Origin of the sequence: Rossellomorea sp. NPDC071047 (genome assembly GCF_050270195.1) — a bacterium.
Taxonomy (GTDB): domain Bacteria; phylum Bacillota; class Bacilli; order Bacillales; family Bacillaceae_B; genus Rossellomorea.
In genome coordinates this window covers 555,233-571,654 of record NZ_JBNNJT010000001.1, presented here as the reverse complement: position 1 = coordinate 571,654, position 16,422 = coordinate 555,233, and the positions used below count along the sequence as shown (strand labels likewise).

Sequence of the window (16,422 nt, the reverse complement as noted above, 5' to 3'; positions counted from 1 at the left end):
AAGAGCCGTCGTGTGACGGCTCTTTTTCATTTCTCATCTAACGATAAAATCTGGAATCACTTCCCGCAGTAGCAAACGGCTCCAATAATAATTAACAGGATGAATAACACAACAATCAACGCAAAATTATTGACACCGGCAACTGGATAAGCATATCCACCTTGATAGCATGGATCACAACCATAACCATAGTTCATACCTATCACTCCTCAAAAAATATTTATTTACATTACACTGTATGTCATTCACCTAGAAATGGTTTGTGTATTTGCCTAATTTATTTAGAGCTGTTCCTTTTCAGTATCATAGCCTTTCTATATAATAGGGATAGATTTTAAGAGAAGACAGGAGAAATGACAGTATGAAATGGTTTTTAAAATCGTTTGTTAACGGTGTTCTAACAATTGTTCCGATTGGATTGGTCACTTATGTAGTTTATAAAATGTTTCTATTCCTCGATGGATTATTAGGAAATGTTTTAAAACCATATCTTGATGAAAATTATATTCCCGGTATTGGACTACTCGCAACCATCGTTCTATTGACCGTGCTCGGTTGGCTTTCCACAAAGTTTTTTACTGGTACGATCATCCGTATAGTTGACATCCTTTTACAAAAAATCCCCTTTGTCAAAACGATTTACTCGGTCATCAAAGATACCATTCACTCTTTCGTAGGAGAAAAGAAGTCTTTTTCCAAAGTGGCACTCGTCAAAATGCCTGGAACAACAATGAAATGCCTGGGCTTTATTACGGCAGAGAACCTTGCAGATTTACATAATGACCTGCAAGATCACCTAGGCGTATACGTACCTCAAACGTTCCAAGTAGCAGGAGTCACCTTTTTGATTCCCAAAAGTGATATTGAAATACTGGACATTAAATCTGAAGAAGCGATGAAGTTTATATTGTCTGGGGGAATGACGACGAAGAAGGAGAAATAGTTATTAAAAAAGACCAGAATTCGAATTATGTCTTTTGGTTTTTTTATGATAAATAATAGGAATGCATGGACAAATTTTATCCATCACTCGCTTCCTGATGGACACCATATAAAAAAAGACCGGCAATCAAGCCGGTCCCTTCCTATTATAGTTATTTAGATGAAATTTCCAATACCTCATCCTGTCCAGCTGACACGGACGTCAACTCTTTTTTCACTAGTTCAGCCATGTCATCACCGTTTGTTAAGATGATTGGTGTGATGGTACTTTTTGCTTTTTCTTTCACAAGGTCTAAGTCATACGTAATTAATGGATCTCCCATATTCACCTTGGACCCTTCTGAAACATGTGCTTCAAAGCCTTCACCGTTCATTGATACTGTTTCAAGACCGATGTGGATAAGAATTTCAGCACCGTTTTTCGCTTTGATCCCAACTGCGTGCTTTGTTGGAAAAAGCTGCATGATTTCTCCGTCTACAGGTGAAACAACTTTACCTACTGTAGGATCAATCGCAATCCCATCTCCCATCATCTTTTGAGAAAATACTGGATCCGGAACCTCTTCAAGTGATTTTAATGTACCCGTTAAAGGCGCAACTGCTTGAACGGTTTTAGGTGCCTCTTCTTTTTTACCGAAAAGCTTTTTTAACATAATCATTCACCTTCCTATATATATTTTATATACACATATGTAGCGCAATGTAAACATCAGAAATCTATTCTAGCACATATGTGAAGAGTTTCACAACGCTTCATTATATTAAAATAATTTTGTATATTGCCCATATCCTTCTTCGTTAAGCTTTTCTGCCGGGATAAATCGGAGAGCGGCTGAATTAATACAGTATCGAAGCTTGGTTGGTCCCGGCCCATCATTAAAAACGTGACCCAGATGAGAATCTGCTTCTTTACTCCTCACTTCCGTCCTGACCATAAAATGACTGCGGTCTTCTTTTTCAGTGACTTCCTTTTCGTCTATCGGCTTTGTAAAACTTGGCCAACCACAGCCGGCATCATATTTATCTTTAGAACTAAAGAGAGGTTTACCTGATACGATATCTACATAGATTCCCTCTTCAAACGTATTCCAATACGCATTACTAAAAGGAGGTTCAGTCCCATTCTTCTGTGTGACATCATATTGTTCAGGAGTTAACGTTTTCTTTAAATCTTCTTTACTCATTTCTCTTCCCCCCAATGATTTTCAATAAATGCAATTCTTCCAGACCCTCGGCTGTATCGATTATAATGACCAGGGTTCTTTTTGTAATAACCCTGATGATACTCCTCAGCAGGATAAAATTCCTTCGCAGGCAGAATTTGAGTAGCAATCGGCTTTTGAAACTTACCTGACTGCCCAAGTTTCTTTTTAGATTGTTCGGCAAGCACCTTTTGCTCTTCATTATGAAAGAAGATAACCGTTTTATACGAATGTCCACGGTCAAAGAATTGCCCGCCTGGATCGGTTGGGTCAATTTGCTGCCAATATACTTCCAGTAATTTTTCATAAGGAAACAGGGATGGATCGTATTCAATTTGAACGGCCTCATAATGACCAGTCGTTTCTGAGCATACTTCTTGATAAGTTGGATTCGGAACGGTTCCTCCCGTGTAACCTGAAATCACACTGCCAATCCCCGGCTGTTCATCAAACGGTTTCACCATGCACCAAAAGCAACCTCCGGCAAATGTAGCTATTTCATAATGCGAAGCTTCCGACATGCTCATCATCCTTTCCATTTCATTCTCTTTCACTATTCCCTTTGTAAGAGATTTTAACGCATTCACGTTAAAAGGGAAAATATTAAGCTTGTTGAATTGGTATACAGGTAACAAAATAAAAATAGACCCTGGAGTCATCCAGGGTCTATCGTACATCTATTACTTAAGTTTTTTCTGCTTACCGATATTCTTCCATTTTTTTCGTTCTAACGACTCCAGTCGCTTATTCCCTTTTCTCTCCATGTAGGCAATTTCCCTTTGCAACTTCAGATAATGCCCGAATCGTTCCTCTGACAAAGTACCCTCTTGTATCGCAGCTCTAACCTTACAACCAGGCTCATCCACATGACGACAATCGGTGAATCTGCATTGAAGTGCCAACTTTTCAATATCGTTATACTGCGTGGATAGTCCTTCTTGTCCCTGCCATAGTTGAATCTCCCTCATACCGGGCGTATCGATGATGGATGCACCACCATCCAATAAGAATAACTCTCTGTGAGTTGTGGTATGGCGGCCCTTATCATCTGATTCCCTGATTTGTTTGGTCTTCTGAACGTCATTTCCTACAAGGATGTTTGTCAGGGTCGATTTCCCCACACCGGAAGAACCGACAAGCGCTACCGTTTTTCCCTTCTCCAAATAGGGATGCAGTTCCTCAATTCCCTCAAGATTTACAGAACTTATGGCTAACACTTTAACCCCGAGCAATTTGCTTTCAACTTCTCTCTTTTTCTCTTCAATATCCTCACATGTATCAGATTTGGTAAGAACGACAACGGGATTTGCCCCGCTTTCCCAACATAGTAGTAAATATCTCTCCATCCGTTTACTGTTTAAATCATCATTTAACGAAGAAAGAATAAATACGGTATCTATATTCGTGGCAATGATTTGCTCCTCCGCTTCTTCTCCTGCTTTTTTTCTTGAAAATTTACTTGTTCTTGGCAGGACCTTTTCAATGATTGCTCCTTCTTCGCTCAAGAGAACCCAATCACCTACCGCTGGAAGATCTTCACGTTTTACCGTTTGGTACCTGAGTTTCCCGGATATTTTACTTAATCGATCTTCTGTTCTGGTCATGACCATGAAGGCACCCTTTTGCTCGGTCACAACTCTTCCTAACATGTACCCTTCTTCTTCAAAGTGTTTCATCATTTCAAATACTTCTTCTCTATTATTCAATTCAGTTCCTCCCAAAATTAAAAAAATCCGTTGCGCAGTTCTACACGCCAACGGATTTTTTTCAAGATTGAAAGAATGAAAAAATCAGATTATCCCGTTTAAAGTGAGTTGACGCATAGAACCATTACGAAGCATATTTAGTTTACTTGTATAACAAATCAATAATAAGTTCATATGTCATCACCCACTTTCTCAATTAGTAATTTTATTATCCATTATTTTCTTCTATAACGCAAGAAATATTTCTGATTTATTCAAAAAATAGGTTCTTTCACCATTTTTTCTCCGATGCATAATCTATTGTGTTAATAAACAAAAGGGAGAGATACGGATGAGCCAACATGATTATTTGAATAAAGCAGCGATGTATGACTTATTATCCGATTATTATAAATACACAGATCCATCCATGCATATTCATTATTATCAAAAACATTTGAAATACATGAGGCTTGCAATGCAAGCTCAGCGCGCTGATATGACTACATCCACACAGCCTTCTTATGTCCGCGTTTTACATGCTGTACCCGATGCACCGAATGTGGACGTTTATGTGAATGGAAGCCGTGTATTACGTGATGTTGCCTTTAAGGATGTCAGTGATTATTTAACCTTACCAGCTGGGAAATATCATATCGATGTTTACCCTGCAGGTACAAGTGTGACCACTGTTATCAGTAAAAAAGTAAAAATTGATCCAGGTAAAATTTATACTCTCGCCGCTGTAGGTACTTTAAATAAACTGCAACTTCTTCCATTCCTTGATGATCCAACGGTTCCCAGCGGAGAAACAAAGGTTAAATTCATACATCTTTCCCCTGACGCCCCTGCAGTGGATATCGCAGTAAAGGGTGGAGACGTCGTATTTCCGAATATATCCTTCAAGCAAGCTACAGACTACCTTGGATTAACCCCGATGACGGTCAATCTGGAAGCCAGAGTGGCAGGAAGCAAAAATACCGTACTGAGTGTTCCGAATGTTAAATTAAGCCCTAATCAAGCTTACACCATCGTAGCTGTCGGGTTAGCCAACGGAACCCCTGAATTAGAAGCCATTCTATTAAAAGGATAATCATGCCTGTGTCCCGGTTTGTGCCTACTTACGCCCGCATACGAAAAAGGTGGCTTCCATCGGGAGGCCACCTTTTCCTATTGAGCACGATCTACCGGGACTAATAACCGGAATGAAATATTATCTTCCTTTAAATTAAATTCGTTCGCCCTTACTTTAATATCACTCTTCAATTTCATGTCCTGTAATGATACGTAGATTAATTCATCGGTAGGTTGTATCTTCACCCATTCCGGAAAGTTATAAGAATCTCTTATTACCTTCAATACGTATGAAACCGGCAGATTCAATTGTCCTACTGATATGGATTTCTGTTTCAGGAGGATGTCTCCATTTTCCAGTGCTTTAGGTTCAAAATCCAACTTAAAGTCTAAGTTTGATGTAAATACCGGAACAGATCCCATTAATTCCACGTCGTCTTTTAACTGAACCTCATAATCAACAGGTCCCTTCATACCTTCTTCTTCAATATAATGTTCAATAATAAGATTTAAGTCCTTTTTGTTTGTTTCCACGTTAAACCCTACTTCTTGATTGGTGTTTTTGTTGTTTTTAGGCAGTGCATCATCTTTAATCGGCATAAAAATCATTGAAACAATGATGGCTAATCCTATTAATACAACTCCTAAAAGAACAAAAAACCCTATCTTCCATTTGTTCTTCATGACGGCTGCTCCTCTTCCTCAACAGGTTTCTTTCTATCTGTTAATGTAGCTAATGTTTCCCCGTTTGTCAGGTTTATAAACATACGATCTGCTATCATTTTGTAGCCTTCATCATTTGGGTGAAAGTAGTCTTCAAACAATAAAGTATCCCCTGCATCAATAAATAAGTCCTCTATCTTAACGAATAAGGTTTTATCATAATCTGAAAGAATCTCCCGGCTGGCATCATTCCAATCATGAATCACCTGGTTGACTTCTTCAATATCAGAAAACCATGTATTGAATGGATTATATAACCCTACAAGAACGATTCCTGCATTAGGGTTATAGCTCCTGATCGTTTCGATGATTTCTTGTAAACGTAATTGGTATTGGCGTTTCTCTTCTTGAAACACTTCTAACTTCAAGTGTGAAAGATTTTCACGAAAGATTTTCATAACGTCGTTTCCGCCAATCGTGATCATCACTAAATCTGATTGTTCGATCGACGTTTTCACGTCTTCTTTTTTCAATCTTTTTAATAATTGGTCTGTACGGTTCCCTCTTACCCCATAGTTATGAAATTGGACGTCCTTTACTCCATCCAATGATTCCAGGTGTTTCTCTAAATAAGGGACATATCCACCCTTTTTCGTACTGTCACCCACACCTTGAGTTAATGAATCTCCCACTGAAACAACTTTTAAGTTCTTCGGTATGAAGGTATCGTTCGGATTATCTTTATCCCACATGGATACTTCCCTTGTAATATGCTCAGCAGCATCTTCTAACGAACACCCTGACAGAAAAAAAACAAAAGCGAGCATGATAATCGGTAGTTTTTTCATATGCGTCACCTCGCTTGCACTTTAGTATTATTATATCACGCTTGTTTCGTCATGAAACCTTTGTAAACAAATCATTAAGAACATGTAAATTTATGTGACTTTGTCAATCTACCGGCTGGGACCAGATTTCAACGTCTCGAATACCTCTGTGATAAACTGCCTATAGTTGAACTGCTTTGCGATCTTATGGACCTGCCAATTTTCTTTTTCCTTTGACTGCCTAAAATCTCCTATGCTTTGACCAAAAGTCCAGCCTGTATTGGTCGCAACCCGGATAGGAACTTCTTCAAACATCATTTTATCGCCATCCGCAAGTGCCCACATGGCCAATAAATCGTGCAGGGGACTTCCTGAAATATCTGGATACGTTTTCTTATAGAACTCATAATAATAATCCACCATCGGTTTGATGATCTGCCCGACTTTGTCATTTGATTTCAAATAAAATTCATGGAGATGATCAATCATTGCAGGTGTTAAAAGAGCATACATGGTTACATCTAAGGGGATGAGATGGATTTGTTTGGGGGCGAGTTGAATCAAGATATTGGCAGCATAAGGATCTCCATAAAAATTCGCTTCAGCCGTAGGAGTCACATTGCCCGGTACATGAAATGCACCTCCCATCACATAAAATTCTTTCACCTTTTTCATTGTTTCCGGGTATAGAACAAAGGCAGTTGCCAAGGAAGTCAATCGACCAGCAGAGTATATATATAACTCACCCGCATACTTATCAATTAGTGAATTGATTTCATAAAAGTTTTCGCTTATTTCTGAGTTGTCGAGTTCTATATTATCAAGTGATATCGGTCCCAGGCCATCAATACCGTGTATATCTGGAAAAAATTGCGGTTGTATGCCCGTCAAAGCAGAGACCGCTCCCCCGATAACAGGTATATCGGTGATTCCGGTAATACTTTGAAGATATTTGACGTTTTTCAATGCACTCGCTTTAGAGACATTTCCATAATCAGAAACAATTCCTACAATTTCAATCGTATCACTATAGTAAGCATATAGTACTGCGACAATATCATCGATCCCAAAGTCTGAAATCACCAATACTTTTTTCTTATCAGTCAAGTCCGGCCACTTCCTTTCATTTGATATCAATATAATAAGAAAGAATCATTTTTTAGCTATTGGAGAGATCAGACCAAACTTCTTACCTATTATACTTCTATGATATGATTGCATTGGTTATGAGGACGCAATAAGATTCATAAAATCATCAAGAAAAGGTACAAACCTGCTTTTTTTAAAGTGGTACAATACATATATAATCGCGTAGGGAAGGAGAACGTATGAAAAAAAATCTCTTATTATATTTCACTGTTGTTATTGGTTTATTAGGCATTCTTGCCGGTTGTTCAAGCAATCAGGATGAGGAAGCTCATCATGATCATACAGCCGCCAATGGGGATCTTAGGGAGGAAACTGCTTCCGTTGATACACTTCCCTCTTTTCTCGATGATAAGGACGACAATATGAAGCTTATCTATTCTTCAGCTGCTAAAAACCCTGAGATGTTACAATATATCCCATGTTATTGCGGGTGCGGTGATTCTGCCGGGCACGAGAGTAATCTGAATTGCTTTGTTTACGAAATAAAAGGGGACAAAGTGGTATGGGATGATCACGGTACCAGATGCCAGGTGTGTTTGGAAATTGCGGCAGAATCCATAGTGATGTACAAGAATGGTGAATCCATCAAGCAAATTAGAAACTTTATCGATGAACAATATAATGAAGGTTACGCTAAGCCTACCCCGACGCCTATGCCTTCATAATTTTTAAAAACAGCAGATGATTCTGCTGTTTTTTAATATAGAAAAAAGCGAAAGGAAAATTCCCTTTCGCCTTTGGTTAGATCAATCAGTGTAATACATAAATCCTATCGCACCAATTCCTGTGTGGGTACTGATGATTGGTGTTGTCGGAACAATATCGATTTGGTCGTAACCTGTTTTTTCGATAATCTTAGCTTTAAGATTTTGAGCCAGCTCCAGGCCATCGGCATGAACAAGCCCTACGCCACGAATTGTCTTTCCTTTTACATCGTCTAAAAATTGCGTGGTCAAGTATTTTACAACTTGTGAATGGCTTCGAACCTTTGCAACTGGAGTGTATTCGCCTCCTTCTAATGAAGCGATTGGTTTAATATTGAGCAAGGAACCGATCATTGCACGTCCCTTCCCGATTCTACCGCCTTTTGCAAGGTTCTCAAGTGTATCTACGACAACGAACAAGTTTGTATTTTGACGGATCGTTTCAACTGCTTTAAGAATTTCTTCCAATGTTTTCCCTTCTTTAGCAAGCTTGGCAGCTTCAATTACCTGAAAGGCCAGTCCTTTAGAAATAAAGCGGGAATCTACAACCGCCACATCTGTTGAAGACATTTCTGCAGCAGACTCAGCTGAGCGCACAGTACCACTCATTCCACCTGTCATATGTATGGATAAAACTTTCGAACCATCTTTTCCTAATTCATCATAAAGTTCTACAAATGTTCCTGCCGGTGGCTGCGAACTTTTTGGTAATTCCTTAGAAGCTTTCATTTTTTCCAGAAAGCTAAGTGGTGAAAGGTCTACTCTATCTAAGTACGTCTCTCCATCGATTGAAATGGATAGAGGGACTACATGAATATCCAGTTCCTTTACGACGTCATCTGATAAATCTACTGTTGAGTCTGTTACAATCTTAATTTTGGTCAATTTTGCCACATCCTATCTCCCATATCATTAGTATTATATCGTTAAATGCCGAGGAATTAAATAGATACGAAGGATTTCCAAACCGGTTGTCTTAATTGATATATAATTTTGAACGTGTCGTGTCCATAATTGTTTCATATAAAAAGGACTGGTCCCACGTAACAATACGCTTAAAGACCAGATCCCAAGAGAATTATGCATTATTCTTTAACTCTTCTGATTGATAAATTTCTTCATACTCTGACCATTTCGTCGTTCTCTTTAAATGTTCTCTAAAGCTGTACATGGTCTTAGGCCCATTCTGTTTGACAACCTTTGAAATGAATTGATGAAGCCTGAGGTTTACCCTTAGATAGAGCGGGCTATCTTCCTTCATGACAGGAACTTCTAAGATTTTGACCTTTCGTCCATCCTTTGATTTGAACTCAATGGTTTTTGTCAGCAAAGTATCAATCCTCTTTTTCACCCGTTTATACTCTTATTATACCCCATTTAATGGTGCATAAAATGTCTAATCGTGCAAAAACACGAATATTTTTTCTCTAAATCGGTTATGAAACTGGCACAATACATTCGGGGGAATCGTGTTTGGATGAATTGACGATATCGGAAACCCGGTACCCTTTCATTTGATCTTTTTGAAGAGGTGTTAAAACCGAAGAAGCTTCTTCAAAAGAGTAATCGTCTGTGTTTAACCATTTCTCAACCGCTTCCTGACTCGTGAGAATAACAGGCATTCGTTCATGCACTGGTTGTACAAGGGCATTTGCCCCAGTTGTAAGGATTGTGGAGGTTGTGAACTCTCCATTGCGATCCCACAATCCCGCAAACACAAATGGCTCTTCTTCTTTTAATTGAAATCTTACAGGCACCTTTTGATCTTTCTCCTTCTTCCATTCATAAAATCCATCGGAAAAAATCACCATTCTTTTCGAATGGACAAGGGAATTGAAGCTCGGTTTATCCAATAAGGTTTCACTTCGGGCATTGATCAACGGTTTCCATTTCTTCCGATCGGCCCAATGAGGCACGAGCCCCCACGTTATCTCTCCCGCTCTGCGCATGCCCTTATGTGAAATAAGGGACAATACTTTTTGAGTTGGAGCAATATTGTATCTTGGCTGCCACTCTTCAAGGAATTCATCAATTAAGTATTGCCTTACTAATTCTTCTAGTGGGGTTGTTAAGGAGAATCTACCGCACACAATTATCACCTCATCTGTTTTCTTTATTTAGGAATATACATCATAATGAGAAGAATTTCTAATCCGAAAGGCGCACTTTAACCCTTTACTATGTTAATGATTGCACAATGACGATAAGAGGATTATCATAAATATATACAATATTGACTCATTGAGCGTTCAATGAGCGGATAATAGAAAGGATGAGACTTCTTTGACATATGATTTCGATTTTTCCAATTGGAAAGAAGAAGTTGCGAACGCCATTACCCACGGAATTGGATTAATTTTGAGCATCCCCGCCTTAGTAATGTTAATCATTTTCGCCGTTCACGAAGGCACTGCATGGCACGTTGTCAGCTTCTCTATCTTCGGTGCTTCAATGATACTTCTATACTTATTTTCAACTCTGTTACACAGCTTTAAGCCTTCAAAGGTAAAAAATCTATTTGCCATTTTAGATCATTCGGCGATATATATCTTGATTGCGGGAACGTATACACCGTTTATGCTAGTCAGTGTGAGAGGCGCACTAGGCTGGACATTGTTTGGGATTGTCTGGGGACTCGCCATTGTAGGGATTGTATTTAAATGTTATTTTGTTCAACGTTTCCAGGTCGTTTCCACTCTCTTTTACCTGGTAATGGGCTGGCTCGTTATCATTGCCATTAAACCTTTGTACGCAAGTCTTACCGGAGCCGGATTCGGGCTGCTTCTGGCAGGTGGGATCATGTATTCCATAGGAGCCATTTTTTATGTGTGGAACAAACTGCCTTACAATCACGCTATCTGGCATCTTTTCGTCCTGGCAGGAAGCAGCTTTATGTATTTCTGTATTTTGTTCTACGTTTAAGTATGGTTATGGTTTTTCAAAAAAAAGGGTACTGAGGGAATATCCCGTCAGTACCCTTTTATTTTCTTCTCATCTATTTACGTACATAAATATTAAATTCATAGTCGTAAGGATTAATCTCATCCTTCAATCCTTTAACAGATGAGATACAAGTGAAATCCTCCCATGGGATGGAAGGCATGGTCGTGTCGCCTTCAAATTCATGATGAATCTCTGTTACATACAACTTATCTACATGAGGGATGAACTGCTTGTACACTTCTCTTCCACCCATAATAAAGGTTTCTGAATCTCTTCCTTCCGCCCAATTTAGGATATCCTCCACAGAATGCAGGACAAGACAGCCTTCCGGTTGAAAGCTTGTATTTCTTGTAAGAATGACATTCTCCCGATTTGGTAACGGTTTACCGATGGAATCAAACGTTTTTCTTCCCATGACGATTCCATGTCCATCCGTCGTTTTCTTAAAAAATTTCAGGTCTTCAGGAAGCCTCCATGGCAATCCATTGTCTTTCCCAATCAATTGATTCTGATCCATTGCCCAAATAAAAGAGATCATACACTCACGGCTCCTTTAATGTGTGGATGCGGATCATATTCTTCAAGGTTAAAATCATCAAACTTAAATCCGAAAATATCTTTCACTTCTGGATTGATAGATAATGAAGGTAATGATCTAGGTTCTCTTGTAAGCTGTAAATTCACTTGATCAAGGTGATTCTGATAGATATGGACATCACCAAAAGTATGAACAAACTCTCCAACTTCCAGATCACATACCTGGGCTACCATCATCGTTAATAGAGCGTATGAAGCTATATTAAAAGGAACGCCGAGGAATACATCAGCGGAACGTTGGTACAGCTGACAGGATAATTTGCCATCGGCTACATAGAATTGGAATAAGCAGTGGCAAGGAGGCAAAGCCATATGATCTACATCTGCAACATTCCACGCACTTACAATCATTCTTCTAGAATCGGGATTGTTTTTAATCGTATCAATGAGGTTCGTAATTTGGTCAATCGTTTCCCCATTTGCTCCAGTCCATGATCTCCATTGGTGACCGTATACTGGGCCTAACTCTCCATTTTCATCGGCCCATTCATTCCAAATCCGGACACCGTTTTCCTGAAGATATTCAATGTTTGTATCTCCTTTTAGAAACCAAAGGAGTTCATGGACAATGGATTTCACATGCAGTTTTTTCGTTGTAAGTAGAGGGAACCCTTCTTTCAGATCAAAACGCATTTGATAACCAAATGTGCTTATCGTGCCTGTACCTGTTCGATCTTCTTTCTTGGTGCCATGTTCAAGGACATGTTTGCACAAGTCTAGATATTGCTTCACAACGACCACACCTTTTATAAGTTTATAGTTCTTTAAAGAATTGATATGTTGCTGGTGCCTTCTTTTTTAGAAGATTTCTAGTTTCAGAGTTTAAATAATACATAGCAAATGTTTCAGCAAAATATTCTTCTTTGTATTGAAGAAAATAGGGTTCGTTCGGGAATACCCGTGGAGCTTCCCTCTTCCAAATAGGCAAAAATTCCAGCTCGTAATTAAGGTCCGTTAAGACGTAACGATCAATACTGTGAGCGAGTTCATGTAATTCCAGATTAGTCGAATTATGCCCCTTCCCTTTCTCACTATGACCGATTTTCACTAATACAAGCTTCGAACCGCCGATCCCGGGAACGTCATCCCATGTAATACTTTTATTAGTGTACCCTCTTGGGGTTACTCCTTTCAAGTGACTTGTGGTAGAAAAATCGGTTAATTTTTTTTCAAACAGCCTTATTTTGATTTCCTGTGAATTCGTAGACTCTAAGAGTGAGGTCGGAATATGATCTAATCTTTCAATCATTTCCATAGCAGCTGTTTTATCATAAGCAGCATGTGGCAACAGGATCATATTTTCTAACTGTTTACTGGATTGAAGTTGTAATTGTGTTTTAAGAGGAGAATGCTTTAAGAGGGTTCCGCTGTAGTTGGCTTTTGAGTTGGTCCACAGAATAACCAGAGTAACCGAAATAGCGAGGATGATGAATATACGCTTCACTTATTGTCCCTCCCTTCTTCTAAGGAAATTATCATGATGTTATTACTATTTTAACATAATGATACAATTGCTTTTAGGAAAGATTGTTTCCAATAACTAAAGCGGAGGCGGCTTGGTCAGAGGCGACAAGCATAAGACGAACCTGCCGGAAAGGCGCTTTTTGCCTTTTTGGCAGGTTTGACTTATGACCTCGAGCCTCTAGCCGCTGGAGCTGGATGATAACTAAAGCGGAGGCGGCTTCTTCTGCAAGGACAAAGGATGAAAAAGTTATATTTACGCTAATTTTAACCCGAAGTACGCACAAATGACGATTATGATTATGATTATGAGAACCTATTACAACTTTTATTTGACCAATAATACAAAGGATTTATGTAATTAAATTTTAAAATAATTGTATGAGTAGTTGCTCTGCTTATTTAACTAGGCAGTTTAGTAAAAAAGGATATTTACATATTAATAACGAATTGTTGATGAACAGAGTAAAAAAGGATAGTGATAAAAATGAAATTACGACCGTGTATAGACTTTAAACACTCAATAGTGACAAATCATTTTTGTAGGGCGATAAGTCGATGATAGGAATAAGTATAGCAACGAAGTGGGAATATGAAGCGACATTGGAATATTTCGGCATAAAAGATAATGAATGTTTAGGTTATCCGTATGGCGAGTATTTCATTAGAACAATTAATGATACCGAACTTGTTTTTTATAGCACAGGTGTAAGAAAAGTAAATGGTGTTGGTGGTAATCAGTATATGATTTCTAAATTTAATTTAACTAAAGTAATCGTTGCTGGAACTTGTGCAGGAATAGATGATAAGTTCAGTAATTTGGATATTTTTGTACCCGATGAAGCCGTTCAATATGATTGCACTGTAAAAGAAATCGAGCCTTTTATTAAACAATCCTTCAAAGTCGATATTGATCTATCAAAATATGGAAATGATTTTCATACAGGAACTATTGGCACTTCTGATAAAGCAGTGGTTATGTGGAAGGACTATTTAGAACTTAAAGAAAACGAAATAACAATAGCCGATACAGAAGCGGGTGCAATTGCTTATATCTGTAAGAAGAATAATGTTGAATGTATTATTATTAAAGGAATATCAGATTTTCCAACAGATGAAAGAAACTCTGATAAATTCGAATCAAACATTGAACAAATTAATGTTTATTTAGAAAACACACCCAAAGTTATGAACAAAATATTTGGCGAATATTTAAAAAGGTTTATATAAATAAATTTAAAGTTAGGGGCTTTAGTTGAAGAACAGGTCATTAGATAATAAAAAACGCAGAGGATGCTAAAACCTCTGCGTTTTTTTGTATTATTTCGTTGTCTAAAATATGCGATTTCCCTTGATATTAGCCTTGTGAATTCAGTTTTTCTACTCAACAACCGAACTACTTACAAAATTCACGCACTTGCTTATAAACTTATATGGACGTTGAATTTAGGAGACACTCATCCATTGTGGCGGAGTGTTTTTATTCCAATATATACTTCCTAAATCATGATGTGCTTGAAATTGATCATGCACTGTATGATAGTGAAAATTAAAGTAATAGCCATCTTTAGGCGGATGATCTTTTCTTACATGAAATCGTATGACATCTTCACCAGAGCGCTGGTCATAAATATGAAAAATCTTTTCTGTTTTTGCATATTGTGGCACTTCTGAAATAGTAAGTGACGTTAAGTCTTCTTCTGGAAATTGATCAGCTGTATCAGCGATCGCCTTTTCGATCTTAGGAAGGATTAAAGACTTGAATTCGTCTTCAATGACAGGCTTGATCTTAGTCCCGAACTTTTCATAAGCGTTTTTCTCTGCTTGAACCATCATATTCACTATGAAATCCTCATGGGAAATGGAAGACTCCTCTTCCAGTACTTCCTCTGGAACAGATTCAACCGACGAAGGCTTTCCATTGCCTTTTGCCATGGTATGATTTTGTTCATTTAGGAAGGCTTGTGAAGGGGAAACAAGTCCAAATGTTAGAATGGATAGCAGGATAAAAAACGACTTCTTGAGCCAGATTGACATAGATAACGTCCTTTCCTATGTATTACGTCTATTATTATACTATTTCTTACGGATAAAAAGTGAAAAAGGTTTCATTTTTTTGTAGGATATAAAAATATTTATGTGGTAGTATATTAAAGAGGATACTTTGTAAGGAGGATAACTAGATGGATACAGGACTTATGATCAATATCGGATACTTACTTCTATTAGGTTATTTCATTGTACTAGGATTTACTGATTAATACTTAGATGATTAGACAGGCTGAAGATGCCTGTCTATTTTATTGTTTAATTTATGACTGCTTTTACACACGCAGGATGCCAAAGTGAAATTTGGCTGATGGCCTTTTGATTACGTGAAATCCCAGTTCTTCGAATAATGGGGACTGATAGTGTTCTTTTAATACTACCCGCTTTTTGGCCACTCTTATTGCTTCTTCTATTCCTTCTTTCGTTAAGCCTGTATAACTCGCCCATTGGCGGATAGGGTTGATTCCATGAGAATCGGTTAAGGCTTCTTCAAACATGGGATCAAGGTAAACGACATCAAATGCATCCTCCGGAATACTCTTTAATACATCCTGAAAATGTCCATTGATGACAGTGATTCGATTCATGGCGCTATTCAGTTCGTGAAGTGGAGATACCCAGTCTTTAAGGCCGTGATGCAGGATATGAGAGATATACTTATTCGCTTCGATTCCAACTACTTTCCCCTTTTCGCCGACGATATGACTGGCGATGATACTATCTGAGGCAAGACCTAGTGTACAGTCCAGAAAACTCATGCCCTCCTTAAGACCAGCAGCTTCTACGAGTGGATCGCTCTCTCCGCGCATGATCCTTTTGATTCGGAAGGAAGCGGAATTAGGGTGGAAAAAGAATGGTTCGCTATTGTCTTCTCTAGTATGAAGTTCTAATCTCTCTTTTCCGATCACTAAACAGTCTTGTTCGTGCAGATTCATATGGTGTAAAATCGATCTCTTTTTTCTGAGGATATAGGGAATATCGAGTATCTTTGCTGTTTTATATGCTTTTTCTTTGACTTCCTGGTTCGCTCTCCCACATGTTGTGACAAACACGATAAACATTCCCTCCTTTGATGGTACCATTTTGCTTATACGAATTTTATAATGTTTATTTATACTACCATAAA

General features: G+C 38.3%; 21 protein-coding genes. 5 read left to right on the top strand and 16 right to left on the bottom strand.

Annotation, left to right across the window (positions count from 1 at the left end):
- Positions 1-56 precede the first annotated feature (56 nt).
- Entirely contained in the window at positions 57-197 is a 141-nt protein-coding gene (locus tag ACQKFO_RS02950; protein ID WP_113970745.1) for a YjcZ family sporulation protein, read from the bottom strand.
- 164 nt (positions 198-361) lie between these two features.
- Here ACQKFO_RS02950 and ACQKFO_RS02945 point away from each other — a divergent pair, with 164 nt between their 5' ends.
- Positions 362-943, top strand: coding sequence for a DUF502 domain-containing protein (locus tag ACQKFO_RS02945; protein ID WP_427596794.1), 582 nt, complete (start codon positions 362-364; stop codon positions 941-943).
- 151 nt (positions 944-1,094) lie between these two features.
- Here ACQKFO_RS02945 and ACQKFO_RS02940 read toward each other — a convergent pair whose 3' ends face one another.
- From ACQKFO_RS02940 to rsgA, 4 genes are all read right to left on the bottom strand, one after another.
- Positions 1,095-1,595: a PTS sugar transporter subunit IIA gene (locus tag ACQKFO_RS02940; protein WP_427596793.1), complete on the bottom strand. Its 501-nt coding sequence runs from the start codon at positions 1,593-1,595 to the stop codon at positions 1,095-1,097.
- 108 nt (positions 1,596-1,703) lie between these two features.
- Entirely contained in the window at positions 1,704-2,126 is a 423-nt protein-coding gene (gene msrB, locus ACQKFO_RS02935) for a peptide-methionine (R)-S-oxide reductase MsrB (protein WP_427596792.1), read from the bottom strand.
- Entirely contained in the window at positions 2,123-2,665 is a 543-nt protein-coding gene (gene msrA / locus ACQKFO_RS02930; RefSeq protein WP_427596791.1) for a peptide-methionine (S)-S-oxide reductase MsrA, read from the bottom strand. Before msrA ends, msrB begins: the two co-directional genes overlap by 4 nt.
- 159 nt (positions 2,666-2,824) lie before the next feature.
- Positions 2,825-3,850 (bottom strand): ribosome small subunit-dependent GTPase A, encoded by a 1,026-nt coding sequence (gene rsgA / locus ACQKFO_RS02925; protein WP_427596790.1) that lies wholly within the window; start codon positions 3,848-3,850, stop codon positions 2,825-2,827.
- Positions 3,851-4,181: 331 nt separating this feature from the next.
- On the opposite strand from rsgA, the gene ACQKFO_RS02920 reads away from it, so the two are divergent.
- Complete coding sequence (locus ACQKFO_RS02920) at positions 4,182-4,922, top strand: DUF4397 domain-containing protein (protein WP_427596789.1); 741 nt, start codon at positions 4,182-4,184, stop codon at positions 4,920-4,922.
- A 77-nt stretch (positions 4,923-4,999) separates the two neighbouring features.
- On the opposite strand, the gene ACQKFO_RS02915 is transcribed toward ACQKFO_RS02920, so the two are convergent.
- The 3 genes from ACQKFO_RS02915 to ACQKFO_RS02905 all read right to left on the bottom strand — a co-directional run bounded on the left by ACQKFO_RS02915 (position 5,000) and on the right by ACQKFO_RS02905 (position 7,500).
- Positions 5,000-5,587, bottom strand: coding sequence for a YpmS family protein (locus ACQKFO_RS02915; RefSeq protein WP_427596788.1), 588 nt, complete (start codon positions 5,585-5,587; stop codon positions 5,000-5,002).
- A complete protein-coding gene (locus ACQKFO_RS02910) occupies positions 5,584-6,414 on the bottom strand; it encodes an SGNH/GDSL hydrolase family protein (protein ID WP_427596786.1) in 831 nt (276 codons plus the stop codon). Before ACQKFO_RS02910 ends, ACQKFO_RS02915 begins: the two co-directional genes overlap by 4 nt.
- Before the next feature lie 108 nt (positions 6,415-6,522).
- Positions 6,523-7,500: a nucleoside hydrolase gene (locus ACQKFO_RS02905; RefSeq protein ID WP_427596785.1), complete on the bottom strand. Its 978-nt coding sequence runs from the start codon at positions 7,498-7,500 to the stop codon at positions 6,523-6,525.
- A gap of 221 nt (positions 7,501-7,721) precedes the next feature.
- Between ACQKFO_RS02905 and ACQKFO_RS02900 the strand changes: the two genes are divergently transcribed.
- The gene (locus ACQKFO_RS02900) at positions 7,722-8,207 is read left to right on the top strand and encodes a PCYCGC motif-containing (lipo)protein (RefSeq protein WP_427596784.1); all 486 of its coding nucleotides are present in this window, start codon (positions 7,722-7,724) and stop codon (positions 8,205-8,207) included.
- Positions 8,208-8,288: 81 nt separating this feature from the next.
- Here ACQKFO_RS02900 and ACQKFO_RS02895 read toward each other — a convergent pair whose 3' ends face one another.
- The 3 genes from ACQKFO_RS02895 to ACQKFO_RS02885 all read right to left on the bottom strand — a co-directional run bounded on the left by ACQKFO_RS02895 (position 8,289) and on the right by ACQKFO_RS02885 (position 10,336).
- Complete coding sequence (locus tag ACQKFO_RS02895) at positions 8,289-9,131, bottom strand: DegV family protein (protein WP_427596783.1); 843 nt, start codon at positions 9,129-9,131, stop codon at positions 8,289-8,291.
- A 193-nt stretch (positions 9,132-9,324) separates the two neighbouring features.
- Positions 9,325-9,597 (bottom strand): DUF2535 family protein, encoded by a 273-nt coding sequence (locus tag ACQKFO_RS02890; protein ID WP_427596782.1) that lies wholly within the window; start codon positions 9,595-9,597, stop codon positions 9,325-9,327.
- Positions 9,598-9,682: 85 nt separating this feature from the next.
- Positions 9,683-10,336 (bottom strand): SOS response-associated peptidase, encoded by a 654-nt coding sequence (locus ACQKFO_RS02885; protein WP_427596781.1) that lies wholly within the window; start codon positions 10,334-10,336, stop codon positions 9,683-9,685.
- Between the two features lie 193 nt (positions 10,337-10,529).
- On the opposite strand from ACQKFO_RS02885, the gene trhA reads away from it, so the two are divergent.
- A complete protein-coding gene (gene trhA, locus ACQKFO_RS02880; protein WP_427596780.1) occupies positions 10,530-11,168 on the top strand; it encodes a PAQR family membrane homeostasis protein TrhA in 639 nt (212 codons plus the stop codon).
- 73 nt (positions 11,169-11,241) lie between these two features.
- Here trhA and ACQKFO_RS02875 read toward each other — a convergent pair whose 3' ends face one another.
- From ACQKFO_RS02875 to ACQKFO_RS02865, 3 genes are read right to left on the bottom strand one after another with little or no spacing between them, the layout of a single operon-like run.
- Positions 11,242-11,727, bottom strand: a complete 486-nt coding sequence (locus ACQKFO_RS02875) for a dihydrofolate reductase (protein WP_427596779.1) — start codon at positions 11,725-11,727, stop codon at positions 11,242-11,244.
- Positions 11,724-12,518 carry a thymidylate synthase gene (locus ACQKFO_RS02870; protein WP_427596778.1) on the bottom strand — a complete coding sequence of 265 codons (795 nt, stop codon included), beginning with the start codon at positions 12,516-12,518 and terminating at the stop codon, positions 11,724-11,726. Before ACQKFO_RS02870 ends, ACQKFO_RS02875 begins: the two co-directional genes overlap by 4 nt.
- A 22-nt stretch (positions 12,519-12,540) precedes the next feature.
- Entirely contained in the window at positions 12,541-13,230 is a 690-nt protein-coding gene (locus ACQKFO_RS02865; protein WP_427596777.1) for an anthrax toxin lethal factor-related metalloendopeptidase, read from the bottom strand.
- Between the two features lie 575 nt (positions 13,231-13,805).
- Here ACQKFO_RS02865 and ACQKFO_RS02860 point away from each other — a divergent pair.
- The gene (locus tag ACQKFO_RS02860) at positions 13,806-14,477 is read left to right on the top strand and encodes a permease (protein WP_427596776.1); all 672 of its coding nucleotides are present in this window, start codon (positions 13,806-13,808) and stop codon (positions 14,475-14,477) included.
- A gap of 216 nt (positions 14,478-14,693) precedes the next feature.
- Here ACQKFO_RS02860 and ACQKFO_RS02855 read toward each other — a convergent pair whose 3' ends face one another.
- Both ACQKFO_RS02855 and ACQKFO_RS02850 read right to left on the bottom strand, forming a co-directional pair.
- Positions 14,694-15,284 (bottom strand): YpjP family protein, encoded by a 591-nt coding sequence (locus tag ACQKFO_RS02855; RefSeq protein WP_427596775.1) that lies wholly within the window; start codon positions 15,282-15,284, stop codon positions 14,694-14,696.
- 287 nt (positions 15,285-15,571) lie between these two features.
- Positions 15,572-16,357, bottom strand: a complete 786-nt coding sequence (locus ACQKFO_RS02850) for a class I SAM-dependent methyltransferase (protein WP_427596774.1) — start codon at positions 16,355-16,357, stop codon at positions 15,572-15,574.
- Positions 16,358-16,422 lie beyond the last annotated feature (65 nt).